The 25,474-nt window shown below is 73.3% G+C and carries 23 protein-coding genes; 3 read left to right on the plus strand and 20 right to left on the minus strand.

The annotated features are described in order from the left end of the window. Positions 1–19: 19 nt before the first annotated feature. The gene (locus ACWC97_RS10350; protein ID WP_450648599.1) at positions 20–841 is read left to right on the plus strand and encodes a GNAT family N-acetyltransferase; all 822 of its coding nucleotides are present in this window, start codon (positions 20–22) and stop codon (positions 839–841) included. 21 nt (positions 842–862) lie between these two features. Here ACWC97_RS10350 and ACWC97_RS10355 read toward each other — a convergent pair whose 3' ends face one another. After that, positions 863–3,151 (minus strand): bifunctional salicylyl-CoA 5-hydroxylase/oxidoreductase, encoded by a 2,289-nt coding sequence (locus ACWC97_RS10355; protein WP_352273127.1) that lies wholly within the window; start codon positions 3,149–3,151, stop codon positions 863–865. 2 nt (positions 3,152–3,153) lie between these two features. Next, a complete protein-coding gene (locus ACWC97_RS10360; RefSeq protein WP_352273128.1) occupies positions 3,154–3,981 on the minus strand; it encodes an enoyl-CoA hydratase family protein in 828 nt (275 codons plus the stop codon). A 244-nt stretch (positions 3,982–4,225) separates the two neighbouring features. On the opposite strand from ACWC97_RS10360, the gene ACWC97_RS10365 reads away from it, so the two are divergent. Continuing rightward, the gene (locus ACWC97_RS10365; protein WP_352273129.1) at positions 4,226–4,669 is read left to right on the plus strand and encodes an ATP-binding protein; all 444 of its coding nucleotides are present in this window, start codon (positions 4,226–4,228) and stop codon (positions 4,667–4,669) included. Here the strand turns inward: ACWC97_RS10365 and ACWC97_RS10370 are convergent. The 18 genes from ACWC97_RS10370 to ACWC97_RS10455 all read right to left on the minus strand — a co-directional run bounded on the left by ACWC97_RS10370 (position 4,666) and on the right by ACWC97_RS10455 (position 24,333). After that, a complete protein-coding gene (locus ACWC97_RS10370) occupies positions 4,666–6,084 on the minus strand; it encodes an amino acid permease (RefSeq protein WP_352273130.1) in 1,419 nt (472 codons plus the stop codon). The genes ACWC97_RS10365 and ACWC97_RS10370 overlap by 4 nt on opposite strands. Before the next feature lie 147 nt (positions 6,085–6,231). Beyond that, positions 6,232–7,245 (minus strand): ornithine carbamoyltransferase, encoded by a 1,014-nt coding sequence (argF, locus tag ACWC97_RS10375; RefSeq protein WP_352273131.1) that lies wholly within the window; start codon positions 7,243–7,245, stop codon positions 6,232–6,234. A gap of 156 nt (positions 7,246–7,401) precedes the next feature. After that, positions 7,402–8,634 carry an arginine deiminase gene (locus ACWC97_RS10380; protein ID WP_352273132.1) on the minus strand — a complete coding sequence of 411 codons (1,233 nt, stop codon included), beginning with the start codon at positions 8,632–8,634 and terminating at the stop codon, positions 7,402–7,404. A 136-nt stretch (positions 8,635–8,770) separates the two neighbouring features. Further along, positions 8,771–11,344, minus strand: a complete 2,574-nt coding sequence (locus tag ACWC97_RS10385; protein WP_450648601.1) for a polynucleotide kinase-phosphatase — start codon at positions 11,342–11,344, stop codon at positions 8,771–8,773. Next, a complete protein-coding gene (locus tag ACWC97_RS10390) occupies positions 11,341–12,894 on the minus strand; it encodes a 3' terminal RNA ribose 2'-O-methyltransferase Hen1 (protein WP_450648603.1) in 1,554 nt (517 codons plus the stop codon). Before ACWC97_RS10390 ends, ACWC97_RS10385 begins: the two co-directional genes overlap by 4 nt. Before the next feature lie 105 nt (positions 12,895–12,999). After that, entirely contained in the window at positions 13,000–14,019 is a 1,020-nt protein-coding gene (gene mmuM, locus ACWC97_RS10395; protein ID WP_352273135.1) for a homocysteine S-methyltransferase, read from the minus strand. Positions 14,020–14,038: 19 nt separating this feature from the next. After that, complete coding sequence (locus tag ACWC97_RS10400; protein WP_352273136.1) at positions 14,039–14,962, minus strand: LLM class F420-dependent oxidoreductase; 924 nt, start codon at positions 14,960–14,962, stop codon at positions 14,039–14,041. 156 nt (positions 14,963–15,118) lie between these two features. Next, the gene (locus ACWC97_RS10405) at positions 15,119–15,685 is read right to left on the minus strand and encodes a DUF6099 family protein (RefSeq protein ID WP_352273137.1); all 567 of its coding nucleotides are present in this window, start codon (positions 15,683–15,685) and stop codon (positions 15,119–15,121) included. Between the two features lie 123 nt (positions 15,686–15,808). Next, positions 15,809–16,177 (minus strand): nucleotide pyrophosphohydrolase, encoded by a 369-nt coding sequence (locus ACWC97_RS10410; RefSeq protein ID WP_352273138.1) that lies wholly within the window; start codon positions 16,175–16,177, stop codon positions 15,809–15,811. After that, positions 16,174–17,400: an AAA family ATPase gene (locus ACWC97_RS10415; protein ID WP_352273139.1), complete on the minus strand. Its 1,227-nt coding sequence runs from the start codon at positions 17,398–17,400 to the stop codon at positions 16,174–16,176. The genes ACWC97_RS10410 and ACWC97_RS10415 overlap by 4 nt, the downstream gene beginning before the upstream one ends. A 227-nt stretch (positions 17,401–17,627) precedes the next feature. Continuing rightward, on the minus strand, positions 17,628–18,026 hold the full coding sequence (locus ACWC97_RS10420) for a cell division protein SepF (RefSeq protein WP_385205731.1): 399 nt from the start codon (positions 18,024–18,026) through the stop codon (positions 17,628–17,630). Positions 18,027–18,130: 104 nt separating this feature from the next. Beyond that, positions 18,131–19,438, minus strand: a complete 1,308-nt coding sequence (locus ACWC97_RS10425; protein ID WP_352273141.1) for a cytochrome P450 family protein — start codon at positions 19,436–19,438, stop codon at positions 18,131–18,133. Continuing rightward, positions 19,435–20,049, minus strand: coding sequence for a GTP-binding protein (locus tag ACWC97_RS10430; RefSeq protein WP_352273142.1), 615 nt, complete (start codon positions 20,047–20,049; stop codon positions 19,435–19,437). Before ACWC97_RS10430 ends, ACWC97_RS10425 begins: the two co-directional genes overlap by 4 nt. Further along, positions 20,027–20,380 (minus strand): DUF742 domain-containing protein, encoded by a 354-nt coding sequence (locus ACWC97_RS10435; protein WP_352273143.1) that lies wholly within the window; start codon positions 20,378–20,380, stop codon positions 20,027–20,029. The genes ACWC97_RS10430 and ACWC97_RS10435 overlap by 23 nt, the downstream gene beginning before the upstream one ends. Continuing rightward, positions 20,377–20,802: a roadblock/LC7 domain-containing protein gene (locus ACWC97_RS10440; protein WP_352273144.1), complete on the minus strand. Its 426-nt coding sequence runs from the start codon at positions 20,800–20,802 to the stop codon at positions 20,377–20,379. The genes ACWC97_RS10435 and ACWC97_RS10440 overlap by 4 nt, the downstream gene beginning before the upstream one ends. Continuing rightward, the gene (locus tag ACWC97_RS10445) at positions 20,799–22,172 is read right to left on the minus strand and encodes an ATP-binding protein (protein ID WP_450648608.1); all 1,374 of its coding nucleotides are present in this window, start codon (positions 22,170–22,172) and stop codon (positions 20,799–20,801) included. Before ACWC97_RS10445 ends, ACWC97_RS10440 begins: the two co-directional genes overlap by 4 nt. 66 nt (positions 22,173–22,238) lie before the next feature. Further along, a complete protein-coding gene (locus ACWC97_RS10450) occupies positions 22,239–23,240 on the minus strand; it encodes an MBL fold metallo-hydrolase (protein ID WP_352273146.1) in 1,002 nt (333 codons plus the stop codon). Between the two features lie 292 nt (positions 23,241–23,532). Next, positions 23,533–24,333, minus strand: coding sequence for a DeoR/GlpR family DNA-binding transcription regulator (locus ACWC97_RS10455; protein ID WP_450648610.1), 801 nt, complete (start codon positions 24,331–24,333; stop codon positions 23,533–23,535). A 238-nt stretch (positions 24,334–24,571) separates the two neighbouring features. On the opposite strand from ACWC97_RS10455, the gene ACWC97_RS10460 reads away from it, so the two are divergent. Continuing rightward, positions 24,572–25,456: an SIS domain-containing protein gene (locus ACWC97_RS10460; RefSeq protein WP_450648612.1), complete on the plus strand. Its 885-nt coding sequence runs from the start codon at positions 24,572–24,574 to the stop codon at positions 25,454–25,456. Positions 25,457–25,474 lie beyond the last annotated feature (18 nt).

The following is a 25,474-nucleotide window of genomic DNA, read 5'->3' on the forward strand; positions in this document are numbered from 1 at the left end:
GTGCGCGGCAGGATGAGGCATGACCTGGACCTTCACCGCCGACGTCGGTGCCTTCCTCGACGCGGCCGGCTCCTCGCTGGCCGCCCGTCCCGTCGAGAACACCCTGATCCTGACCATCACCGACACCCTGCGCCGGCACGGCCCGCACGCCTACGGGGCCGGTGTCCCGCTGCTCGGCTGGTGGCGCGGGGCGGACGGGGAGGTCGCGGGGACGCTGGTCGGGACGCCGCCGTATCCGCCCGTGCTGGGGACCGTCGCCCCGGAGGCGGTGGCCCCGCTGGCCGCCGCGCTCCGGCTGACCCGGCTCAGCGCGGACCGGGCGACGGCCGAGGCGCTCGCCGCCTCCTGGCCCGGCCACCGGATCGAGGAGGAGCAGCGGCTCTACCGGCTGGACACATTGGTGGAGCCCTCCCCCGCCCCGACCGGCCGGGCCCGCGAGGCCGCACCGGCCGACCGGGAGCTGCTGGTGGGCTGGCACGTCGCCTTCGCCGAGGAGGTCGATACGGCGATCGACCACGCCGAGCGGCTGGTGGACGAGCGGACGGCCTCGGGCGCGCTGACGGTCTGGGAGGACGGCGGGGTCCCGGTGTCGATGGCCGGCGTCTCCCCGCTGCTCGCGGGCACCGTCCGGGTGTCGTCGGTCTACACCCCGCCGGAGCACCGCGGGCTGGGGTACGCGGCGGCGGTGACCGCCGAGGTGAGCGGGGCAGCAAAAGCGGCGGGCGCGCGGGAGGTGCTGCTCTTCACCGACCTCACCAACCCCACCAGTAACGGGGTGTACCGCCGGATCGGGTACCGCCCGGTCGCGGACCGGCTGCTGATCGGCGTGGCGGAGCCATGAGCGGGGCGGGGCCGGAGCCGGTCAGTCGAGGGTGAGCCGGGGTTTCGGGGCGTCGGTGCGGCCGGTCGGCGGGGTGCGGCTGCCCGCCCGGTACGGGGCCGGCCAGGGCGCGCCCGGTCCGGTGTACCCCTGCTCGGCCGCCGCGTGCAGCGTCCACTGCGGGTCGTAGAGGTGCGGGCGGGCCAGGGCGCAGAGGTCGGCCCGGCCCGCGAGCAGCAGGGAGTTGACGTCGTCCCAGGAGGAGATCGCGCCGACCGCGACGACGGGCACGCACAGGGTGTTCCGTATCCGGTCGGCGTACGGGGTCTGGTAGGAACGGCCGAACTCGGGGCGCTCCTCGGGCACCACCTGGCCGGTGGAGACGTCGATGGCGTCGGCCCCGTGGGCGACGAAGGCGCGGGAGATCTCCACGGCGTCGTCGGCTGTGGTGCCGCCCCCGGCCCAGTCGGTGGCGGAGATCCGGACGGTCATGGGCCGGTCGTCGGGCCATACGGCGCGGACCGCGTCGAAGACTTCGAGGGGGAAGCGGAGCCGGTCCGGCAGGGAGCCGCCGTAGGCGTCGGTGCGGTGGTTGGTGAGCGGCGAGAGGAAGCCGGAGAGCAGATAGCCGTGGGCGCAGTGCAGTTCGAGCAGGTCGAAGCCGCAGGCGCCGGCGCGGCGGGCCGCGGCGACGAACTGCTCGCGCACGGTGTCGAGCCCCGCCCGGTCCAGGGCGTGCGGGACCTGGCTGACCCCGGCGGCGTACGGGATCGGGGAGGCGGCGACCAGCGGCCAGTTGCCGTCCGGCAGGGGCTGGTCGATGCCCTCCCACATGAGCCGGGTGGAGCCCTTGCGCCCGGAGTGGCCGAGCTGGACGCCGATGGCGGTGCCGGGGGCGTCGGCGTGGACGAAGTCGGTGATCCGGGTCCAGGCGGCGGCCTGCTCGTCGGTGTAGAGGCCGGTGCAGCCGGGGGTGATGCGGCCCTCGGCGCTGACGCACACCATCTCCGTCATGACGAGCCCGGCGCCGCCGAGCGCGCGGGCGCCGAGGTGGACGAGGTGGAAGTCGCCGGGGACGCCGTCCTCGGCCCGGTACATGTCCATGGAGGAGACGACGACGCGGTTGCGGAGTTCGAGGCCGCGCAGCCGCAGCGGGGTGAACATCGGCGGGACGCCCGGGAGGCAGCCGAACTCCTCCTCGACGGCGGCGGTGAAGGCGGGGTCGCGCAGCCGCAGGTTGTCGTGGGTGACGCGGCGGCTGCGGGTGAGGAGGTTGAAGGCGAACTGGCGGGGCGGCTGGTCGACGTAGGTGCCCAGCTCCTCGAACCAGCGCAGGCTGGCGGCGGCGGCCCGCTGGGTGGAGGCGACGACCGGCCGGCGCTCGGCCTCGTAGGCGGTCAGCGCGCTCGGCAGGTCGGGCTGTTCCTCGACGCAGGCGGCCAGCGCGAGGGCGTCCTCGACGGCGAGCTTGGTGCCGGAGCCGATGGAGAAGTGCGCGGTGTGGGCGGCGTCGCCGATGAGGACGATGTTGCCGTGGGACCAGTGGTCGTTGACGACGGTGCGGAAGGTGAGCCAGGCCGAGTTGTTGGAGCGCAGTTTCCGGCCGCCGAGTGCCCGGTGGAAGATCTCGGCGCAGCTCAGGGTGGAGTGCTCGACCGCGCGGCTGTCGAATCCGGCGGCCCGCCAGACCTCCTCGCGCATCTCGACGATGACGGTGGAGGCGTCGGCGGCGAAGGGGTAGGCGTGCAGCTGCATCACCCCGTACGGGGTCTCGGCGATCTCGAAGTGGAAGGCGTCGAAGGCGAAGTCGGCGGCGAGCCAGATGTAGCGGCAGCGGTGGCCGGTGATCCGGGGGCCGAAGGCGTCGGCGTGGGCGCTGCGGGTCCGGCTGTGCACCCCGTCGGCGGCGATCACCAGGTCGTGGTCGGCGGCCAGCTCGGCGGCGGGCGGCGCCCCGGTGGAGAAGCGGAGGCGGACGCCGAGCGAGGCGCAGCGCTCCCGCAGGACGCCCAGCAGTCGGCGTCGGCCGAGCGCGGCGAAGCCGTGGCCGCCGGAGGTGTGGGTGACGCCCCGGTGGACGATGTCGATGTTGTCCCACCGTACGAACTCCTCGCGGAGGGCCCGGTGGACGACGGGGTCGGCGTGCTCGATGCCGCCGAGGGTCTCGTCGGAGAGGACGACGCCGAAACCGAAGGTCTCCTCGGGGGCGTTGCGTTCCCAGACGGTGATCTCGCGGTCCGGGTCGAGCCGCTTGAGCAGGGCGGCGGCGTAGAGCCCGCCGGGTCCGCCGCCGATGACCGCGACGCGCCGTACGGGGGGCCGGGCGGGCATCGCTAGCGGCCCCGCCACTTGGGGGGCCGCTTCTCGGTGAAGGCGGCGTGGAACTCGGCGTAGTCCTCGCCGTGCATCAGCAGGGCCTGGGTGGCGGCGTCCATCTCGACGGCGGCGGCGAGCGGGAGGTCGAGCTCGGCGGTGAGGAGGGCCTTGGTCTGGGCGAGGGCGAGGGCCGGTCCGTCGGCCAGGCGGCGGGCGAGCGCGGCGGCGTGCTCGTCGGCGCTCCCCTCGTCGACCAGTTCGCTGATCAGCCCGATCCGCTCGGCCTCGGGGGCGCGGACGGGCTCGCCGAGCATCAGCAGCCGGGTGGCGTGGCCCAGTCCGACGACCCTGGGAAGCAGGTAGGCGGCACCCATGTCGCCGCCGGAGAGGCCGACCTTGGTGAAGAGGAAGGCGAAGCGGGCGGTGGGGTCGGCGACCCGGAAGTCGGCGGCCAGCGCGAGCACCGCTCCCGCGCCGGCGGCCACCCCGTGCACGGCGGCGACGACCGGGAAGGGCGCTTCCCTGAGAGCCCGTACGACCTGGCCGGTCATCCGGTTGAAGTCCAGCAGTTGGGCGGTGTCCATGGCGAGGGTGGCGCCGATGATCTCGTCGACGTCGCCGCCGGAGCAGAAACCGCGGCCCTCCCCCGCGAGTACCAGGGCGCGCACGGCGCGTTCGCGGGACAGTTCGGCGAGCAGGTCGCGCAGGTCGGCGTAGGCGCCGAAGGTGAGCGCGTTGAGCTTCTCGGGTCTGGCGAGGGTGACGGTCGCGACCCCGTCCTCCCTGGTCAGCCGCAGGTGGCGCCAGTCGTCCGTGCGCGGCGCGGAGCTGGGAAACGGGCTCATCGAGGGGGCTCCCCTTCGGCCGTCGGGCTGCTGCCTGGAGCCGAATTTATCACCCGTACGTGACTCCCGTCATGAGTGCGCGATAGGGCTGCGCGGGGAAAAAAGAGTGTCCAACGTCCCTTTCATACCGGTCGGCAGTCCCTTGTCTCTCTCGTTGCGGTTCGTAAGGTTGAAAACAGGAAGTACTGAACTCCACACAGGCCCCGCACCCCCTGGGACCCGGTCCAGGAACGGAAACCATGCCGTGCTCCCCGACACCTCCGACGCCCTTCCCCCCGCCTCCTGGCGGATCACGCTGCCGCACTCGACGGCGGCCGTCCCGATCGCCCGTGCCCTGATCCGTACCGCGCTCGCGGACATCGACGCGCCGGCCGACACCGACACGGCCGAGCTCCTCACCGCGGAGCTGGTGGCCAACGCCGTGGAGCACACCCGCAGCGGTGAGCCGATCGAGCTGGTGGTGGAGCTCCTGCCCACCGGCTGCCAGGTCGAGGTGCACGACCGCTCCCCCGCCCCACCGGGCGGCCTCGACTTCCCGCACCCCGGCAGCGAGCCGGACCCCTGGCAGGAGCACGGCCGGGGCCTGCTGCTGATCCGGGCCCTCAGCTCCTCCTGCGGCCACCGCCCCACGGAGCACGGCAAGGCGGTCTGGTTCACACTCCCGCCGCGCGCGCCGCTCGCGCCCTAGCCGGTTCCGGCGGCCAGCCGCGAGCGGGAGCGGCCGTAGCAGGCGTACACCGCCGAGCCGACGAGGAGGAAGACCGCGAACTGGAGCCAGGTCGCCCAGCCGGTCCCGTACATCAGGTAGAGGCAGAAGACGATGCCCAGGAGGGGGCCCAGCGGGTGGAGGGGGGCCCGGAAGGGGCCCCGTACGTCCGGGTTGCGGCGGCGGAGCACGATCACCGCCGCGTTCACCGCGACCATGGTGGCCAGCGCGCCGATGGTGGTCAGGTTCACCACCATGCCGAGGGAGGAGAAGGCCGCCGGGACCGCGAAGACCACGGCCACGATCCAGGTGTTGGCGACCGGGGTCGCGGTGCGGGGCGAGACCCGTTCGAAGATCCGGGGGATCAGTCCGTCCCGGGACATCGACATCAGGATGCGGGTCTGGCCGTACATCACCGCGAGGACGACGGAGGCGATGGCGACGACCGCGCCGAAGGCGACGATCCCGCCGCCGGCGGACGAGCCGGTGACCCGGTCGACGACGATCGACAGCGCCGCGGGCCGGTCGGCGACCTCCTCGGGGCCCAGCGCGCCGATCGCGCCGAGCGCGACCGCGCAGTAGAGCAGGGTGACCAGGCCGATGCAGATCATGATCGCGAGCGGGATGTTCCGCCGGGGGTCGCGGACCTCCTCGCCCGCGGTGGTGATGGCGTCGAAGCCGATGTACGAGAAGAAGGCCAGCGAGGCCCCGGCGGTGATCCCGCCCGCGCCCTCGGCGAAGAACGGCGTGAGGTTGTCGTGCTCGAAGGCGGTGAAGGCGACGGCGCAGAAGGCGACCAGGATGGTGATCTTGAGGATCGCCATCGCGGCGGTGGCCCCGGCGCTCTCCCGGACGCCGCGCACCAGCAGGGTGGCGGCCATCATGACCACCAGCACCGCGGGCAGGTTGATCACCCCGCCGTCGCCGGGTCCGGCCGAGAGGGCCTCGGGGAGCCGGAGCCCGGCCAGGCTGTCCAGCAGTTCGTTGACGTACTGGCTCCAGCCGACGGCGACCGCGGAGACCGAGACGCCGTACTCCAGCAGGAGGCACCAGCCGACGAGGAACGCGACGCGCTCGCCGAGGGTGGCGTAGGCGAAGGAGTAGGAGCTGCCGGAGACCGGGATGGCGCTGCCCAGCTCGGCGAAGGAGAACGCGGTGAAGACGCAGGTGACCGCCGCGAGCACGAAGGAGAGGACGACGGCGGGGCCCGCCTGGGCGACGCTGTCGGAGAGGCCGACGAAGATCCCCGTCCCGACGACGGCGCCGATGCCGAAGCAGACCAGCTGGAAGAGGCCCATGGTGCGCTTGAGGCCATGCCCCTCCAGGTCCGCGCCGGATTCGGCGAGCAGCTGGTGGGGGCTCTTGATGCGCGGCCCGGACGGGCGCAGCGGACTCACGGGGACGGGCTCTTCTCTGGTGGTGCGCGGAACGAGAACGGGGTTCGAGCCTGCGAGCCCGAACCCCGTCGAAGAGCACCATAATAGCCACTTCTCCGCATATTCACCCAATGGAGTGAATGATCATGCGGTGCGCGGCGGGTGGCTTCAGCCGGCCGCCGGGGACGCCATCGTCGCGACCAGGACGGCCTTGATGGTGTGCATCCGGTTCTCCGCCTCGTCGAAGACGAGGGAGTGGGCGGACTCGAAGACCTCGTCGGTGACCTCCAGTTCCGCCATCCCGTACTCGGCCTCGATGGAGCGCGCGACGGCGGTCCCGAGGTCGTGGAAGGCCGGGAGGCAGTGCAGGAACTTCACGTCGGCGTTGCCGGTGGCGCGGAGCACGTCCATGGTCACGGCGTAGGGCGCCAGCGCCGCGATGCGCTCGGCCCAGACCTCCTTGGGTTCGCCCATGGAGACCCAGACGTCGGTGGCGACGAAGTCGGCGCCCTTGACGCCCTCGGCGACGTTCTCGGTGAGGGTGAGGGTCGCGCCACTGGCGGAGGCGAGCCGGTGGGCCTCGGCGACGACGTGGTCGGCCGGCCAGTACGCCTTCGGTGCGACGATCCGGACGTCCATGCCGAGCAGGGCGCCGGTGACCAGGTAGGAGTTGCCCATGTTGAAGCGGGCGTCGCCGAGGTAGGCGAAGGAGATCCGCTCCAGGGGCTTGTCGCTGTGCTCGGTGATGGTGAGGAGGTCGGCGAGCATCTGGGTCGGGTGCCAGTCGTCGGTGAGCCCGTTGAAGACCGGCACGCCGCCGTGGGCGGCCAGCTCCTCGACGGCCGCCTGGCTGTCGCCCCGGTACTCGATGCCGTCGAACATCCGGCCGAGCACGCGCGCGGTGTCCTTCACCGACTCCTTGTGCCCCATCTGCGAGCCGGAAGGGTCCAGATAGGTCGTGGCGGCGCCCTGGTCGGCGGCGGCCACCTCGAAGGCGCAGCGCGTGCGGGTGGAGGTCTTCTCGAAGATCAGCGCGATGTTCTTGCCGCGCAGCCGCTGGGTCTCGGTCCCCGACTTCTTGGCCGCCTTGAGCTCGGCCGCCAGCTCGATCAGGCCGTGGAACTCCTCGGCCGTGAAGTCCAGCTCCTTGAGGAAATGGCGGCCTGCAAGGTCTATGGCCATGATTCGGCTCCTGGGTCGGGCGAGGGTCGCGCGTACGGTATCCCTGGAAGTCTATACGACCCTCTGCATCGCTATACGGAAAGGTCGGGCCCTCCGCGCGCCCGCCCGGGCCTCCCCCGCGCTCCGCCCGGCTCCGCGGCCCGTTCCGCCGCCCCGTCACACCGCGTCGCGCACCACCGGGCAGCTCATGCAGCGCGGGCCGCCCCGGCCCCGGCCGAGTTCGCTGCCCGGGATCTCGATGACCTCGATGCCCTCCTTGCGCAGGAAGGTGTTGGTGGTGGCGTTGCGCTCGTACGCGACGACGACGCCCGGCTCGACGGCCAGCACGTTGCAGCCGTCGTCCCACTGTTCGCGCTCGGCGGCGTGCACGTCCTGGGTGGCGGTGAGCACCCGGATCGCGTCCAGCCCCAGGGCGCGCGCGATCGCCCGGTGCATCTGCTCGGGCGGATGGTCGGTGACCTTCAGGTCGCGCGGGCCGTCACCGGGCTCGATGGTGTACGAGCGGAGCATGCCCAGTCCGGCGTACTGGGTGAAGGTGTCGCCGTCGATCATCGTCATCACCGTGTCGAGGTGCATGAACGCCCGTCGCTTGGGCATGTCGAGCGCCACGATCGTGTGGGCCGAACCAGCGTCGAAGAGGCCCCGGGCCAGCATCTCGACCGTCTGGGGCGCGGTGCGTTCGCTCATCCCGATGAGCACCGCGCCGTGCCCGATGACCAGGACGTCCCCGCCCTCGATGGTGGACGGGTAGTCGTCCAGCCCCTCCGACCAGTGGTGGAAGGGGCCCGCCTCGGGGCCGGTGAAGAGCGGATGGTGACGGTAGATCGCCTCGAAGTGGACGGTCTCGCGCTGCCGGGCCGGCCACCGCATCGCGTTGATGGAGACCCCGTCGTATATCCAGGCCGAGGTGTCCCGGGTGAAGAGGTGGTTCGGCAGCGGGTGCAGCAGGAAGTCGTCCAGGTCCATCACATGGAAGCGGACGGAGGTCGGCTCGCGGTGCCCGGCCAGGAACTCCCGTTTGGTCATGCCGCCGACCAGCGCGTCGGCCAGCTCCGCGCTGGGCAGTTCCTCGAAGGCGGCCCGCAGGTGCTCGGTGGCGAGCGGGCCGTACTCCTTCTCCTCGAAGACCCGGTCCAGAACGAGCCGTCTGGCCACCGGGATCTCCAGCGACTCGCGGAGCAGGTCCCCGAAGAGGTGCACCTCCACGCCCCGGTCGCGCAGCACGTCCGCGAAGCCGTCGTGCTCCTGGCGGGCGCGGCGCACCCAGAGCACGTCGTCGAAGAGGAGCGCGTCCTTGTTGCTGGGGGTGAGCCGCTTCAGTTCCAGATCGGGGCGGTGCAGGATGACGCGGCGCAGCCGCCCGGCCTCGGAGTCGACGTGGAATCCCATGTCTCCATCCTCACCGGGGACGGCCCCGTTCACTCCCGCGAATCACCGGCGGTCCACGGACCGCCGTCCCCCGGGCACCGGTCGCTGCGGCCCGTGGACCGCCGCGACCGGTGCCGGAGCGGCTCACCGGCCGGGGTCAGAGCCTCGGGTCGACCGGTTCCGACTCCAGGGCCAGCACGGCGAACACCGCTTCGTGGACCCGCCACAGCGGCTCCCCCTCGGCCAGCCGGTCCAGCGCTTCGAGCCCCAGCGCGTACTCCCGCAGCGCCAGCGACCGCTTGTGGCCGAGGAACCGGTCGCGCAGCCGCTCCAGGTTCTCCGGGCGGGTGTACTCGGGGCCGTAGATGATCCGGAGGTACTCCCGGCCGCGCACCTTGACGCCCGGCTGGACGAGCCGGTTCTTCCCGTCCCGGACCAGCGCGTCGAGCGGTTTGACGACCATGCCCTCGCCGCCGGCGCCGGTCATCTCCAGCCACCAGTCGATGCCGGCGCGCACCGACGCCTCGTCCCCGGTGTCGACGACGAGCCGGCCGGTGGCCCGCAGCAGCCCGGTCGGGTCGTGCGCGACCAGGCGGTCGAGCCAGGCCAGCTGCTCGTCGTGGGCCACCGCGGCCAGCGAACGGCCCCGCACGGCGAGGACCTGGAACGGCGCGAACCGCACACCGTCCAGCCCCTGGGTGCTCCAGCAGTACCGGCGGTACGCCTCGGTGAACGCGGCGGCGTCCTCGGTCCGGCCCCGCTGGCGTCCGGCCAGCGCGCCGACGTCCACGCCCCGGGCCGCCGCCGCGGCCAGGGCCGCGTTGGCCTCCGGGAGGACCGCGCCGGACACGGCGCCGACCGCGGCGTACTGCGAGCGCAGCAGCCCGGCCGCCTTCAGGGACCAGGGCAGCAGCTCGGCGTCGAACAGCACCCAGTCGGTGTCCCACTCCTCCCAGAGCCCGGCCGCGGTGACTGCGGCGCGCAGCCGGCCGAGGATCTCCTCGGTCAGCGCCCCGTCGTCGAGGAACGGCCGTCCGGTACGGGTGTACAGCGCCCCGGTCGGGCCGCCGGCGGTGCCGGACGCGTCCGGGTCGCCGCCCACGCCGAACCTCTCCCGGGCGGCCGCCGCGTCCCGGCAGACCAGGGCCACCGCGCGCGAGCCCATGTGCTTCTCCTCGCACACCACCCGGGCGACCCCGTCCGCCCGGTACTGCGCGAAGGCCTCGGCCGGGTGCTCCAGATAGCCGTCCTCGCGCGAGGTGGCGGTGGGCGCCATGGTCGGGGGCAGGTACCCGAGCAGCCGCGGGTCGACGGCGAACCGGCTCATCACTTCGAGCGCGGCGGCGGCGTTCTCCTCGCGGACCGCGATCCGGCCCATGTGCCGGGTCTCCACGATCCGCCGGCCCCGGACGTCGTCGAGGTCGAGCGGCCGGCCCTCCCGGCCGCCGGGCGCCTCGGTGGTCAGCGGCCGGACCGGCTCGTACCAGACCTTCTCGGCCGGTACGTCGACCAGTTCCCGCTCCGGCCAGCGCAGCGCGGTCATCTTCCCGCCGAAGACGACCCCGGTGTCCAGGCAGATCGTGTTGTTGACCCAGGAGGCGTTGGGGACCGGGGTGTGCCCGTAGACCACGGCGGCCCGGCCCCGGTAGTCCTCCGCCCACGGGTAGCGCACCGGCAGGCCGAACTCGTCGGTCTCGCCGGTGGTCTCCCCGTACAGCGCGTGCGAGCGGACCCGGCCCGAGGTGCGGCCGTGGTACTTCTCGGGGAGCCCGGCGTGGCAGACGACGAGCGCGCCGCCGTCGAGGACGTAGTGGCTGACGAGCCCCTCGATGAACTCCCGCACCCGCTCCCGGAAGGCCGGGTCCTTCTCGTCCTCCCGGTCCAACTGCTCGATGGTCTCAGCGAGACCGTGGGTGTGCTGGACCGTGCGGCCCTTCAGGTAGCGGCCGAGCTTGTTCTCGTGGTTGCCCGGTACGCACAGGGCGTCGCCCGAGGCCACCATGGACATGACCCGGCGCAGGACGCCCGGGCTGTCGGGGCCCCGGTCGACCAGGTCGCCGACGAAGACCGCGGTGCGCCCCTCGGGGTGCGTGCCGTCGACGTAGCCGAGCCTGCCGAGCAGGGTCTCCAGCTCGGAGCTGCACCCGTGGATGTCACCGATGATGTCGAAGGGGCCGGTGAGGTGGCGCAGGTCGTTGTAGCGGCGCTCCAGCACCACTTCGGCGTGGGCGGCCTCCTCCTCGGTGCGCAGGACGTGCACCTTGCGGAAGCCCTCGCGCTCCAGGCCGCGCAGCGAGCGGCGCAGTTCGCGGCGGTGGCGCTGGATGACGTGGCGGGGCAGGCCGGCGCGGTCGGGGCGGGTCGCGTTGCGTGCGGCGCAGACCTCCTCGGGCAGGTCGAGGACGATCGCGATGGGCAGCACGTCGTGGCTCCGGGCAAGCCGGACCAGCTGTTTGCGGCTCTCGGACTGCACGTTGGTCGCGTCCACGACGGTCAGCCGGCCGGCCGCCAGCCGCTTGCCGACGATGTAGTGGAGCACGTCGAAGGCGTCCGAGCTGGCGCTCTGGTCGTTCTCGTCGTCGGCGACCAGGCCGCGGCAGAAGTCCGAGGAGACGATCTCCGTGGGCTTGAAGTGGTCGCGGGCGAAGGTGGACTTGCCGGAGCCGGTGGCCCCGACGAGGACCACCAGGGAGAGGTCGGTCACCGGGAGGGCGCGCGGGGTACTGGTCATGCGGCGTTCGCCTCCTTCTCGGGGGTGGTCGCGGTGGCTCCGGTGTCGGTGGTTCCGGTCGCGGTTGCTCCGGTGGCGGTGGTTCCGGTCGGGGCCGTGGTCTCCTCCACCGTGCCCCGGGTGAAGACGGCCATCTGGGTGGGCGGTCCCACCTCCGGGTCGTCGGTCCCCACGGGCACGAAGGCGACCCGGTAGCCGTGGCGCCGCGCCACTTCCGCGGCCCAGGACCGGAATTCGGCCCTGGTCCACTCGAAGCGGTGGTCGCCGTGGCGCACATGCCCGGCGGGGAGGGTCTCCCAGCGGACGTTGTACTCGACGTTCGGCGTGGTCACGAGGACGGTCCGGGGGCGGGCCGCGCCGAAGACGGCGTACTCCAGCGCGGGCAGCCTCGGCAGGTCGAGGTGTTCGATCACCTCGCTGAGAACGGCCGCGTCATAGCCCTTGAGCCGCTTGTCGGTGTACGTGAGCGAGCCCTGCAGGAGCTCCACCCGGTCGGCCTGCCGCTCCCCCATCCGCTCCAGCTTCAGCCGCCGGGCCGCGATGGTGAGGGCGCGCACGGACACGTCGACGCCGACGATCTCCTTGAACGCCGGGTCCTTGAGCAGGGCCTGCACCAACTGGCCCTGACCACAGCCCAGGTCGAGGACGCGGCTCGCGCCGGCGGCGCGCAGCGCGCCGAGGATCGCGGCGCGCCGCTGCTCGGCGAGCGGGACCGGCTTCTCCTCGGTGTCGGCCGTCTCGTCCACGGCGTTGTCGAGGGCGTCCACGTCGAGGTCGTCCGACTCGGCGAGCCGCACCAGTTCGAGCTGCTGCATCGCCTGCCGGGTCAGCCCCCAGCGGCGGGAGAGATAGCGGCTGGTGATCAGCTTCTGCTCGGGGTGGGCGGCGAGCCAGCCCTCACCCGCCCGCAGCAGCTTGTCGACCTCGTCGGGGGCGACCCAGTAGTGCTTGGCGTCGTCCAGCACCGGCAGCAGCACGTACAGCTGCCGCAGCGCGTCGGCCAGCCGCAGCTCGCCTTCGAGCACCACCCGCACGTACCGCGAGTCGCCCCACTCCGGGAACTTCTCGTCCAGCGGTACGGCGACGGCGTCCACCTTCGTCCAGCCCAGCGGGGCGAAGAGCTTGCGCACCAGCTCCGCGCCGCCCCGGGCGGGCAGCGCGGGCACCTCGATCCGCAACGGCATCGGCGCCTGCGCCCGCTCGGGCAGCGCCCGGCACACCCCCTTGAGCGCGGACTTGAAGACCGTGCTCACGGCGACGGACATCAGCGAGGAGGCCGCGTACGGGCGGTCGTTGACGTACTGCGCGAGCGCCGCGTCGGGAGCGCCGCCCCGGCCCTTGCCCCGGCCCCGGCGCACCAGGGCGACGGGATCGACCTCCAGCAGGAGCGCCGCTGTGCAGCGCTCTTCGGACGCCTCGGGGTAGAAGACATGGGCGATGCCATGGGAGGTGGAGAACGCCTGCGCCTTCTCGGGGTGCTTGTGCAGCAGATAGCCGAGATCGGTCGCCGGACGCTCCGGATGGCCGGTGGTACTGATCGTCAGGAACACGTGTCCGAGTATGAGTCGCCCGTTCTGCCCCCACCAGGCATTTTCCCCTGCCCGGCCGCCCGGCCCGGGCCCTTTCCCCCGCCCGCGCCCCCGTCCCGCCGCTGGTCACGTTCCGGCCCCGAGCACACCGGCCAGCTCCGCGACGGTCCCCGGGCCGACCCGGCAGCAGCCGCCGATCAGCCGGGCCCCGGCGGCCGCCCAGCGGCCCGCCTCCGCCGCGGTGAACGTGGGGGCGCCGGCCCAGCCCCGGCCGCCCGGCTCCCACCGCTCGCCGCTGTTCGGATAGACGACGACCGGCTTTCCGCTCACCTCGGCGGCCACCTCCACCGCCCGGCCCGCCTCCGCCGGATCGCAGCAGTTCACCCCCACGGCCAGCACGTCGTCGCGCCCCCGGACCAGGCCGAACGCCGTCTCCAGCGACTGCCCCGCCCTGGTCCGGCCGCCCGCCACGCTGTACGAGAGCCAGACGGACAGCCCGCACCCCTCGACCGCCCGCAGCAGGGCCTCGGCCTCCTCGGTGTCCGGCACCGTCTCCAGCGCCAGCACATCGGGCCCGGCCGCAGCCAGCGCCTCGATCCGGGGCCGGTGGAAGCGCTCCAGCGCAGCGACGGAGAGCCCGTACCGGCCCCGGTACTCGCTGCCGTCCGCCAGCATCGCCCCGTACGGGCCGACCGAACCGGCGACCCAGACGTCCCGCTCCACCGCCCCGGCCGCCCGGCGCGCCAGCCGGACGCTGCGGGCGAACAGCTCCGCCGCGTCCGCCCGGCCGATCCCGCGCCGGGCGAACCCCTCGAACGTGGCCTGGTACCCGGCCGTGGTGAGCACCTGCGCCCCGGCCCGCGCGTAGGCGGTGTGCGCCGCCTCGATCCGGTCCGGCCCGTCGATCAGCAGGCGGGCCGACCACAGGGCGTCTGACAGCTCGCAGCCCTGCGCCTCCAACTGGTTGGAGAGCCCGCCGTCGAGGAGGACCGGCCCCGCCGCCAGGGCCCGCCCGAGCGGACGGACCGGTGCGGCGCCGCTCCGGCGGGGCTCCCCTCCGGAGCCCGACGGACGGGCGGGAGCCGAGGGACCGACGGGGCCCGTCGCGCCGGTGGGGCCGGCGGGACCGGTAGGGGCGGGGGACATGGGGCGGCCTCCTCGGGACTCAGCCCAGCTGGGACATGACCTGCGAGGAGATCAGCTCCAGGTGGTCCAGATCGTCCAGGTCCAGGACCTGGAGGTAGATCCGGGACGAGCCGATCGCACCGTACTGACCGATCTTGTCGACCACCTCGGCGGGCGAGCCCGCGAGCCCGTTCGCCTTCAGCTCCTCGACCTCGCGCCCGATGACGGCGGCACGCCGCGCGACCTCCGCGTCGTTCTTGCCGACGCAGACCACCAGGGCGTTGGAGTACACCAGGTCGTCCGGGGCACGGCCGGCCGCCTTCGCCGCGTCCCGCACCCGGCCGAACTGCTTCTCGCTGTCCTCCAGCGAGGCGAACGGGATGTTGAACTCGTCGGCGTAGCGGGCGGCCAGCCTCGGGGTCCGGGTGGCTCCGTGACCGCCGATCAGCACCGGCACCTTGGCCTGGGCCGGCTTGGGCAGCGCGGGCGAGTCGGTGAGCTGGTAGTAGGTGCCGTCGAAGCTGTACGTCTGGCCGACCTCGGTCGCCCAGAGCCCCGTGACGATCTCCAGCTGCTCCTCCAGCCTGCCGAACTTCTCCTTGGGGAACGGAATCCCGTACGCCTTGTGCTCCTCCTCGAACCAGCCCGCGCCGAGGCCGAGTTCGACCCGGCCGCCGGACATCTGGTCGACCTGCGCGACCTGGATGGCAAGCACGCCGGGGAGCCGGAAGGTCCCCGCCGTCATCAGCGTGCCGAGCCTGATCCGGCTGGTCTCGCGGGCCAGCCCGGCCAGGGTGATCCAGGCGTCGGTCGGGCCGGGCAGCCCGTCCCCAGGCCCCATGCGCAGGTAGTGGTCGGAACGGTAGAAGGCGTCGAAGCCGAGGTCCTCGGTCGCCTTGGCGACGGTGAGCAGGGTGTCGTAGCTCGCCCCTTGCTGGGGCTCGGTGAAGATGCGGAGATCCATGCCTCCATCCTGCACCTCCGGTCACCCTCCACCGCGCTCCGGCCTCCCCCGGGCGATGTCACCCCCGGAATCCCGGGCCGCAGCGGCCCCAGGACCGGACGGACTCGCGGCCGCTCCCGGAGCGGCCGCCCCCTGAGCCTGTCACCGCAGGTCCGGTCACTCCCGGAGCCGGGCACGGCCCCGCCCGGCGGTGGTCGCGCCCGTGGGACGGACGACCGCTCCGTACGATCCGTACGGGCCGTCGCGCTCCCGGCCGCGCTCCAGATCCTGCTGCCGCTCCCGGTCCCGCTCGTCGAGACGGCGGAGCATCCCGTGGACCCGGTCCATCGACTCGTCGGCCGCGTCGATCGCCTCCATGCACTGCCAGTAGAGCCCCTGCTCGTCGGTCTCGCAGGCCACCCCGACCAGGGCCATCCCGACCTCACCGAGCAGGGTGCACAGCTCCGTCAGCACCGCCCGGGGGTCGGAGAGCGCGGAGAGCTGCGCCGCCCGCGCCACCCCGGCCCGCGCCGCGGGATGCTCCAGCGTCCCGCCGCTGCGGCCGCCGATCTCGCTCAGACCGCACGCCTCACCCTGTAAATCCTTGGGCCCGTCGACCGCCAGGCGGCTGCCGATCGCCTGGGCCAGCGCCTGCGCCTGCCAGGCCTCGGCGATGATGTCCGGCGTCCCCCTGCTCTGCGCCAGGGCACGCCGGCTGACCGCCACCAACCGTTCCGCTTCCATGCGTTCCCCCGTCCGTGCGAAAACCCGCTCACCTCATCCATTACCCACAGTGAGGTCAGCAGCACCGAAAAGCCAGAGGAATTCGGAAATCTATGGACACTAAATCGATTGTGGACAAGTCGATCACTCCGAAGAGTGACGATCGCCGGATTCGGGTGGGTTCCGGCGCCCCGGCGCGGGGAACCGGGACTCGTTCCGGTCGATCTTCTCCGACAGCGCCACGAGGGCGTCGATCCCCAGCACCTCGCAGAACTGGAGGAGGTACGCGAGCACGTCCGCGACCTCGTCCGCGACCCGGTGCGCCGTCTCCGGCCGCTCCATCACCCGGGCCGACTGCTCCGGTGTCAGCCACTGGAAGATCTCCAGCAGTTCGGCGGCCTCGACGCTGAGCGCCGCCGCCAGGTTCTTCGGTGTGTGGTAGGGCTCCCAGTCCCGTGCGGCCGCGAAGGCGGCGAGCCGTCGTTGCAGTGTCTGTACGTCGAGTTCGGTCACGGGCCCAGGTCTACCACCGTCACTCCGGGCGCCTCCCGGGCCCGTGACGCTCCCGGTTCGCTGACCGTGCCGACCAGCCGGAGATGCCCGGCGGCGCCGATCGACGCGGCCAGGGCGAGCAGTTCGCGCAGCTGCCGCCCGTCCAGGTCCCGGTCCAGCCCGTCGGTCAGCACCGTGAGGGTCTGCATCGCCGGCGGCACCTCGCGCACCGAGTCCACCGCCAGCACCCCCGGGTCGGTGAGGAGCACCAGGGCGAGGGCCAGATACCGCAACTCGCCGTCCCCGAGGCGGCCGACCGGGGTGACCGCTCCCCCGTCCCGGCCCAGGGTCGCCCGCAGCGACCCGTTCGCGAGCCGCTCCACGCCCAGGGCCGTCACCGGACCGGCGCACCCGGCGCGGGCCGCCGCGACCAGCCGGGCATGCCGACGCCCGCACCGGGTGTGGCGGTCCAGCGCCGCCGCGAGGTTGTCGCAGCCGCGCCGCAGCCTGCCGTCACCGGCCGCCACGGGGGCCCGCATCCGCTGCGGCTGCGGTTCGCACGCGAAGACCGAGCGGAGCGCCACCACCGTCTGTTCGGCGGCGGCCAGGACCCGTAACTGCCCCTCCGTCCGGCCCGCGACGCGCAGCGGCAGCAGGGCCGTGCCGAGCCGGTCGTCGGGGAGCGGCGCCCTGGTCACCGGTACCGTGCCCGCGGTGTGCCAGGCCGCCTGGACCATGGAGCGGCCCGGGTCGCGCAGCGCGGTGCTGAGCAGCGTCTCGCCGCCGCCGGTGAGCCGTTCGCCGACGATCCGCAGGGCGGGTTCGGCCTGGACGGCGATGTCGAGCCGCACCGGTCCCGCCGGGCCGTCCGTCGTGCACCCGATCCGGAAGCCGCGCCTCCCCTGCGCGTCGGCCGCCGCCCGCTCGGGCACGCACCCCGCCGGGTCCGGGAACACCTCCGCCAGCGGCTCCCCGCCGCCGAGGCGGGCCAGTGCCTCGTACGCCCGCAGCGCGCTCGTCTTGCCGCTGCCCCCGGGCCCGCCGAAGAGGGTGACCGGGCCGATCGGGAAGACGGCGCCCCGGTGCGCGGCGAAGGCGGACAGCCGCAGCTCGGTGACGACGGGTCCGGCGGAGCGCCGCGCGGCCTCCGGGCCGGCCGGGCGACGCGTGGCGGCGGGCGGGCGGCCGGGCCCGGAGGGGCAGGCGGGCGATGACGGGGTGACCCCCGGTCGGAGTGCGGTCATGGGCGGGACGGTAGGCGGACCACGGTCCGGCGAACCGTTCCTCCTGAACGACCTTCCTACGATCGGGGTACTGAGGCGTCCAGCCCCGCCGGACGGCGCCCCGGTCGGCTAAGGACGCACCACCCGGACCTGGACCGACCGGATCAGGACGGCCACATCAGGCCAACCGGCTCACAGCCACCGGATTCGGGCCGGCCGGTTCAGGCCGACGTCCGGGCCGACCGGGTTCAGGGGCCGGTCAGCCCCGCCGCCGTCACCCCGTCGACCTCCATGCCGACCGGGGAGAGCAGGAAGACGTTGCGGTCGACCCGGTGCATCCCGCTGCCGAGGCCGAAGACCACCCCGCTGGTGAAGTCCAGGATCCGCTTGGCCACGTCGGACTCGGCACTGGTCAGGTCCAGCAGCACCGGGACCTGCGCGACCAGGTACTCGGCCACTTCCCGGGCGTCCGCGAAGACCTGGACGCGCAGCACGACGAGGCGCCGCTGCCCGGCGGCCGGGCTCTCCTCGGGGACCGCGCGGTGGTCCACCCGGGACGGCCACTCGTTGCGGCCCCGCAAGGGCACGACCTGGGCAAGCCCCTCCCACTGCTCGTCCGTGACGTCGTACCTGTCGTACCTGCTCACCGGTCCACCCCGTCTGTGCTTCGGTTGGCGTTGCGCCGGCTGCGCTCGCTGTTCATCGGGCAATTCTCTCGCCACTCACCCGTTCGGCGTAACACCGACACGGTTCAAGGGCCGGTCGACACCGCCGGGGGCTCGTCCGCCGCGTCTCCGGCGGTCCTGAGCCGGTACGCCTCCGCGCTCATGTCGACGGGGGTGAACCGTACAGGAAGGCGGACCAGGGCGCGGTGGAACGGTCCCGGGCGCCAGGACAGTCCGCTCACCGGAACGGCCAGTTCCGCGTCGCAGAGCTGACTGGTGATCTGCTCGACGGCGGTCATCGCGATGAGGAGGGCGGGCTGTTTGGCCGGGCACCGGTGCGGCCCCGCCGACCAGGCGAGGTGGGCGCCCGCCCCGGAGCGCACCGTCCGGTCCCGGTGTTCCGGGCCCGCCGGCCCCGACCGCTCCGGAACCCCCGCCTCCGAGCGGCTGTTCGCGGCGGCGTACGAGACCAGGACGAGCTGTCCCGCGCGCAGCCGCACACCGTGGAACTCCGTGTCGTGCCGCGGGTAGTGGGCGGCGAGGTTGGCCAGCGGCGGGTCCTGCCAGAGGACTTCGTCGATCGCCTCGTGGGCCGTCATCGCACCGCCGTGCAGCGAACCGGCGTAGCGGGGGTCGGTGAGCATGTGGAGCAGCGCGTTGCCGATCAGATTCGTTGTCGGATCGTGTCCCGCGCTCATGATCAGGGTGATCTGACGCACGGTCTCGTCGTTGTCGAGACCGGCCGGATGGCCGAGGAGGTACGAGGTGAGGTCGCGGCGCGGTCGTCGGCGGCGGGCGGCGACCAGTTCGGTGACGACCTCGACGAGATCGGCGTAGGCGCTCGCGGCGTTGGCGCCCGAGCCGAACATCCCGGCGACGCCCTCGACGATCCGGTCGGCTTCGCCGGGCGGTACGCCGAAGGAGGTGACGAGTACATGGAGCGGGAGGAGGCGGGCGTACTGGGCGATGAGGTCGCCACTGCCGGTGGCGGAGAAGGTGCCGATGAGCCGCTGGGCGACCCGGGCGACCTCGGCCCGCAGGGCGTGCGGTTCGATCAGGGCGAGGCTGTCGTTGATGGCGGCGCGGTAGCGGGCGTGCACCTCGCCGTCGCTGAAGAGCGCGGTGGGCCGGTAGCCGAGCATCGGCAGGACCGGCGAGTCCTCGGGGACGGTGGCCTGCCAGGCGCGCGGGTCCTTGGTGAAGGTGTGGGTGTCGCGCAGCAGGTCGACGGCGGCCTGGTAGTCGACGACCAGCAGGGCGTCGATGCCGGGGGCGAGCCGGACGGGTGCGAGCGGACCGTGCTCGCGCAGCCGCCGGTAGTGGCCGCGCGGATCGGCGGCGAACTCCGGTCCGTACAGGGCGAGGGGCTGCGGGGGCGGTGCGTACGGCGTCATGACGGGTCCTCGGGGCGGGGCATCCCGGTGAGCACGTGCTCGGCCAGGGCGATCAGGGCGTCGATGCTGCCCCGCCGCTCGCGGGCGTCGCACTGGACCAGCGGGGTCTCGGGAGCGAGGTCGAGGTGGCGGCGCAGGACCTCGTCGGTGTGGACGGGGGCGTCGGTGAAGCGGTTCACGGCGACCGCGTACGGCAGCCCCTGCTCCTCGACCATGTCCATGACGGCGAAGGAGTCGGCGAGCCTGCGGGTGTCGACGAGGACGAGTGCGCCGAGCGCGCCGCGCGCGATGTCCTCCCAGAGCGGCAGGAAGCGCTGCTGGCCGGGGGTGCCGAACAGGTAGAGCACCAGGTCGTCCAGGACGGTGAGCCGGCCGAAGTCGACGGCGACCGTGGTGGTGGTCTTGTCCGGCAGTCCGGCGGTGTCGTCGAAGCGGATGCTGGACCGGGTCATCGCCTCTTCGGTGTGGAGCGTGGCGATCTCCGACAGCGTGCGGATCAGGGTGGTCTTGCCGACGCCGAACGGGCCCGTGACGACGATCTTCATCAGGGTCCGCGCGGCGGTCGGCAGATAGCCGACACCGGTGCGGTCAGTGGAGGGAACGGAGTCCAACGAGCAGCCTCTCGACGATCGACCGGTCGATCTCCCCGGCGCTGGGGACGGGCGGTCGGGTGTGCAGATGTCCGGCGGCCGCGAGGTCCGTGGCCAGGAAGACGGTGGCGCTGACCGGCAGCTCCAGGTGGGCCGCGCACTCGACGACGGTGAGCGCCCCCGGTTCCAGCAGCTCGCACAGCCTGCGCTGTTCCGAGCCGGTGTCCGGGGGCAGTTCGGTGTCCGTGCGCACGAGGACGTCGAGCCGGTCGAGCGCGGGACCGGCGGGCCGGGTCCGGCCGCCGGTGACCAGATAGGCGGGTATCAGGCGGCGCCCCGGGCCGGCGGTCATGGCCGGTCGTCGGTGTCCGGGCGGCGGGCGGGCGCGTTCATCGCCCGGTTCAGGGCGCTGACCTGCACCTGCATCTGGTACGCGATGTCGCCGAGCTTGGCGCCGGGTTCCGCGAACAGGGCGAGGGTGGTGTTGTTCCCGGCCGGTACGACGATCGCGAAGCCCTGGTCGGACTCGACGACCGTCTGGGCCAGCAGCGGCGCCTCGACGTCGGTGAAGGCGGTGGTGAACGCGCGGGCCGCGGCGTGCAGGGTGGCGGTCATGGCGGCTACCCGTTCGCCGGAGGCCCGGTCGAGGCCGGGCGAGGCGCCCTCGACGAGGCCGTCGCCGGTGGCGACCACGGCGTGCTGGACGCCGGGCAGTTCCAGCAGCGGGGTCAGCACCCATGCGAGGTCGCCGTTGGTGGAAGTGGGGGCGCTCACGTCTGGTCGTCTCCTTGCTCGTCCCGGTCGTCCGGGTGGTCGTGGTCCTCCGGTGCCGGTGCGGCCGGCCGCCCGGCGACGCTCCGGCCGTTGAGGGTGCCCTGCTGGAGCGCCGCCCACGAGGCCCCGGCCTGCTCGGGCGTACGGGACGGCCGGGCGCGGTCGGCGGCTTCGGCGGCGGACGGGGCGCGGGCGGGGGCCGGGCGCGGGGTACGGCGGCGCCGGCTGGGCAGGGCGGCCGGCTGCTGTCCGCCGACGGGATGCGGCACGGGGGCGGTCTCCTGCTCGGTCGGGGCGGGAGGGGCGGCCGTCGCGGGCTTGCCCACCGGCTTCGGGGCGAGCGCGGAGAGGGTTTGCTCCTCGTCCAGCACGGTCAGCAGATGGGCGGGGACGCGCAGGATGGTACGCATGCCGCCGAAGGGCGACGCCTCGATGTGGCAGTCGAAGCCGTACTGCGCGATCAGCCGGCCCACCACGGCGAATCCGGTGCGCGGCGGGTCGCCCAGCTCGGTCAGGAGGACTTCCGGCGGGCCCGCCAGCAGCGTCCGTGCCCGGTCGAGGGCGTCGTCGTCCATGCCGATGCCCGCGTCGTCGACGGCCAGGAACGCTCCCCGGCCGCCGCTCTGCTGCAGGGTGATCTGGACGTCGGTGTCGGGGTGCGAGTACGCGGTGGCGTTGGCCAGCAGCTCGGCCAGGGCGATGGCGAGGGGTTCGGCGGCGCGGGCGACCACCGCCAGCCGTTCCTGGCGCAGGTGGTTGGAGACCTTGACGCGTTCGTACCCGGCGACGCGGGACTGGGCGCCGAGCACGATCTCGACGAGCGGCGAGTTCTGGCGGGCCAGCCCCGGCCAGGCGTCGCAGAGCACGGCGGTGGCCTGGGTGCGCCGCAGCGCGAGTTCGTTGCGGAAGTCCAGTTGCAGGATGCGCGGGTCGTCGTACTCGTGCTGGAGCTCGTGCAGCAGTTGCTGGGACTGGTTGAGCAGGGACTGGATCTTGGCGGAGGTGCCGCGCATCGCCGCGCGGGCCGCCGCGTCGACCCGGCCGCGCTCCTCCAGGACGGCGTCGCGGGCCGCCTGCACCGCCTCGGTGAGCAGCCGGGCCGCGTCGCCGTCGACCTCGGACGCCTCACGCAGGCCGGGGACCCGGGCGGTGGGGTGCGTGAGGGCGATCGCGGCGGCGGGGATGCGGTTGCGGGCAAGCTGGCGGATCTCGTCGGTGAGCGCCGCGGTACGGGTGTTGGCGGCCTTCGCCTGGCGTTCGGCCAGCTCGGCGCGGGCCACCGCGAGGTTCTCGGCGCGCGCCGAGTTCTGCGCGCGGACCGCCGTCGCCACGGCCGCGGCGACGGCGATCACCGCCACTATCCAACCCATGCCGTCACCGTGCCTCTGTGGCTTCTGTCGTCGGGGTTCCCCTGCGGCCGGGAGCGGCGGCGCACGTTACCGCTCCGCCGGTCCGGCCGGTCCGGACCGCCGCTCCAGCTCCTGGGCGACGGTGGCGACCTCGCTCATCACCTGCAGTACGCCGGGCAGTTCGGATCCGTCCAGGTCGCGGTACTCGCTGCCGATCGTCACCACCAGCCGCTCGGGCAGGCCCAGCTCCGGGTAGCGCCGCTCGGCGATCACCCGGCGGGCGGCCTCGACGGCGGGGATCCCGGCGGTGTGGAAGGCGTGGGCGCGCTCGCGCACGTACTCCAGGTAGACGATGTGGTCGCGCACCCCGGCCCGGTCGAGGATCGGGCCGTGGCCCGGGACGACGGTGGTGGCGCCGGTCTCCAGCACGCGCTCGCAGGCCGTGATCAGGTTGCTCAGCGGTCCGGCCCAGTGCACCGGGTGGTCGCCGGGCCGCTCCGGGGTGCTGGAGAAGATGATGTCGCCGGTGAACACCGCCTCCTGGGCGGGCAGATGGACCATCAGGTCGCCGGTGGTGTGGGCGGGCGGCAGCGAGGAGATCCGGACCGGGTGGTCGCCCAGGGTCAGTTCGAGCTCGCCGGTGAAGTAGGTGGTCGGCACGGGCGGCTCGGTCCGCGACCAGTCGAAGGGGCCGAAGTGGCGGGCCAGGTAGGCGCCGAGCGGGGTGGCCGGATCGGCGGAGGTGACCAGGGCGTGCTGCTGCTGCGGCGTGGGGTCGTAGTGGATGTGCTCGCGGGCCTCGCGGGTGGCGATGATCTCCGCGTCCGGCAGCACCCCCGCACCCCAGTAGTGGTCACCGTTGGCGTGGGTGACGACGATCCGGTCGACGTTGACGCCGTCGGGCAGCCGCTTGGTCGTCTCGGCCAGGAACTGACCGGCGAGGACGGTGTCGTACGGGGTGTCGATCCAGAGCGCGCCGCGGGGCGAGACGAGCAGTCCGCAGTTGGCCAGCCCCCAGCCCCGTTTCGGCGGGAGCCATACGTGAAGGCCCCGTCCCAGGTCTACGACATCCCCACCCGTGATCGACATGGACGCGATTATGCCGACCGGATTCCGGCCACGCGTTCGAACTCGTTCATCCATCAACCTCGCTGGCTCAAAAGCATCGCTCACATGGCTCGACGACGCGGCATCGGTAACCCTGCGAGACCGACACAACCCGCCCCCGCCCCCCATCTTCCGGACATACCGCGACTATTCAGCCCGGGACACCGCTCTCCGCGACGAACCGGAGTCGGACGGCCGTCAAACGGGATCAGGCCGATTACCCACCGAGCATGGCCGAAAATGGTTGTCTGCCACGGAGTCGACGGCGGCCCGCTCACACTGCGACGACGGTGACCCCGGCCTCCGTGAAACGGGCGGCCGCCTCCGGGGGGATGCCCCGGTCCGTGACCAGGAAGTCGACCTGCGCCAGGTCGCAGACCCGGGCGAAGGCCCGCATGCCGATCTTCGAGGAGTCGGCGGCCACCACCACCCGCTGCGCCCGCTCGGCGAGCAGCCGGTTGATGCTGGCCTCGCCCTCGTGGTGGACGTACGCGCCCCGCTCCGTGTCGATCGCGTTGACCCCCAGCACGGCGACGTCCAGCGTGATCTCGCCCAGCACCCCGCTGGCCAGCGGACCGGTGAGTTCGTACGACTGGGGGCGGGCCACCCCGCCGGTCACCACGATCTTGATCTGCGGCCGGATCACCAGCTCGTTGGCGATGTTGAGGGCGTTGGTGACCACGGTCAGCCCCGGCTGGCCGCCCGCCGCGGCCGCGTTCTCGCCGACGACGTCGGGGCGCACCGCGAGCGAGCGGGCCACCTCGGTCACGGTGGTGCCGCCGGTCAGCCCCACCACCTCGCCCACCGCGACCAGTTCGGAGACCGCGCGGCCGATGGCCTGCTTCTCCGGGGCGTGCCGGCCGGTCTTGTAGCGCAGCGCCAGTTCGTAGGCGACGCCGTGCGCCACCGCGCCGCCACGGGTACGGGTGAGCAGTTGCTGCTCGGCGAGCTGGTCCAGGTCTCGGCGGATGGTCGCGGCCGAGACGTCCAGCGCCGTGGCGGCGCCCTCGACGTCGACGCGGCCGTTCTTGCCGACCAGCTCCAGCAGCGCGTTCCACCGGGCATCCCTGGACAAGACAACTCTCCTCACCGGCCCGGCCGTCGGGCGCTCGTTCCCCGGGTACGGTCACCGGACACGCGCAAGCGTCGCACAGGGCCCCGCTCGGTCGAGCCGACCGCACGGGCCCTGCTTGATAATGCTCGAAGAGCGCGTATAGCGTGCACAAACGAGCATCCATGAGCGGGCTTCGCCCTGCGCCGCACGTCTCTTCACGGGCTTCTTCGCGAGCCCCACCACGAGTTCGGAGTGCACAGTGTCATTTGTCGAGATCGAGACGGCCAGTCAGCCGGAGTGCTGGCGCCGCGCCGCCGAACTGGCCGGGACGCAGTCGGCCGCCCTGCCCACCGCCGGTGAGCGCGTCGCGGTCGTCGGCTGCGGCACCTCGTTCTACATGGCCCAGGCGTACGCCGCGCTCCGCGAGGGTTCCGGCCAGGGTGAGACCGACGCCTTCGCCGCCTCGGAGTTCCCGTTCGGCCGGACGTACGACCGGGTCGTCGCGCTCACCCGGTCCGGGACCACGACCGAAGTGCTCGACCTGCTCGGCCGGGTGCGCGGCACCACCCGCACCGTGGCGATCACCGCCGACCCCGAAACGCCCGTCATGGCGGCGGCCGACGACGTCGTGGTGCTCGACTTCGCCGACGAGAAGTCCGTGGTGCAGACCCGGTTCGCCACCACGCTGCTGACCCTGCTCCGCGCCCACCTCGGGCTGCACACCGAGTCCGTGGTGCGCGACGCGGAGGCCGCGCTCGCCGAGCCGCTGCCCGAGGGGCTGGTGGGCTGCGCGCAGTTCACCTTCCTGGGGCGCGGCTGGACGGTGGGGCTCGCCAACGAGGCGGCGCTCAAGATGAAGGAGGCGTCGCTCTCCTGGACCGAGTCGTACCCCGCGATGGAGTACCGCCACGGCCCGATCAGCATCGCCACCGACTCCACCGCGACCTGGATGTTCGGCACCGCCCCCGAGGGACTGGCCGATCAGGTGCTGGCGACCGGCGCCCGCTGGGTGGAGAGCGGCCTCGACCCGCTCGCCGAGCTGGTACGCGTCCAGCGCCTGGCGATCGCCCGCGCCGCCGACCGCGGCCTCGACCCGGACAGCCCGCGCCACCTGACCCGCTCGGTCGTCCTCACCGACGACTGACCGGACCGGACGCGGCCG

Source organism: Streptomyces sp. NPDC001108 (assembly GCF_053598535.1).

What these genes read in the sequence shown, in the direction of transcription:
- ACWC97_RS10380 (WP_352273132.1), bottom strand. Translation starts at nt 8,634, where the DNA reads ATGGGATTCCACGTCGACTCCGAGGCCGGGCGGCTGCGCCGCGTCATC.
- ACWC97_RS10435 (WP_352273143.1), bottom strand. Translation starts at nt 20,380, where the DNA reads ATGACCGCCGGCCCGGGGCGCCGCCTGATACCCGCCTATCTGGTCACC.
- argF (WP_352273131.1), bottom strand. Translation starts at nt 7,245, where the DNA reads ATGGCCATAGACCTTGCAGGCCGCCATTTCCTCAAGGAGCTGGACTTC.
- ACWC97_RS10355 (WP_352273127.1), bottom strand. Translation starts at nt 3,151, where the DNA reads ATGCCCGCCCGGCCCCCCGTACGGCGCGTCGCGGTCATCGGCGGCGGA.
- ACWC97_RS10425 (WP_352273141.1), bottom strand. Translation starts at nt 19,438, where the DNA reads ATGACGCCGTACGCACCGCCCCCGCAGCCCCTCGCCCTGTACGGACCG.
- ACWC97_RS10405 (WP_352273137.1), bottom strand. Translation starts at nt 15,685, where the DNA reads ATGGAAGCGGAACGGTTGGTGGCGGTCAGCCGGCGTGCCCTGGCGCAG.
- ACWC97_RS10385 (WP_450648601.1), bottom strand. Translation starts at nt 11,344, where the DNA reads ATGACCAGTACCCCGCGCGCCCTCCCGGTGACCGACCTCTCCCTGGTG.
- mmuM (WP_352273135.1), bottom strand. Translation starts at nt 14,019, where the DNA reads ATGTCCCCCGCCCCTACCGGTCCCGCCGGCCCCACCGGCGCGACGGGC.
- ACWC97_RS10400 (WP_352273136.1), bottom strand. Translation starts at nt 14,962, where the DNA reads ATGGATCTCCGCATCTTCACCGAGCCCCAGCAAGGGGCGAGCTACGAC.
- ACWC97_RS10360 (WP_352273128.1), bottom strand. Translation starts at nt 3,981, where the DNA reads ATGAGCCCGTTTCCCAGCTCCGCGCCGCGCACGGACGACTGGCGCCAC.
- ACWC97_RS10445 (WP_450648608.1), bottom strand. Translation starts at nt 22,172, where the DNA reads ATGGGTTGGATAGTGGCGGTGATCGCCGTCGCCGCGGCCGTGGCGACG.
- ACWC97_RS10450 (WP_352273146.1), bottom strand. Translation starts at nt 23,240, where the DNA reads ATGTCGATCACGGGTGGGGATGTCGTAGACCTGGGACGGGGCCTTCAC.
- ACWC97_RS10350 (WP_450648599.1), top strand. Translation starts at nt 20, where the DNA reads ATGACCTGGACCTTCACCGCCGACGTCGGTGCCTTCCTCGACGCGGCC.
- ACWC97_RS10415 (WP_352273139.1), bottom strand. Translation starts at nt 17,400, where the DNA reads ATGACCGCACTCCGACCGGGGGTCACCCCGTCATCGCCCGCCTGCCCC.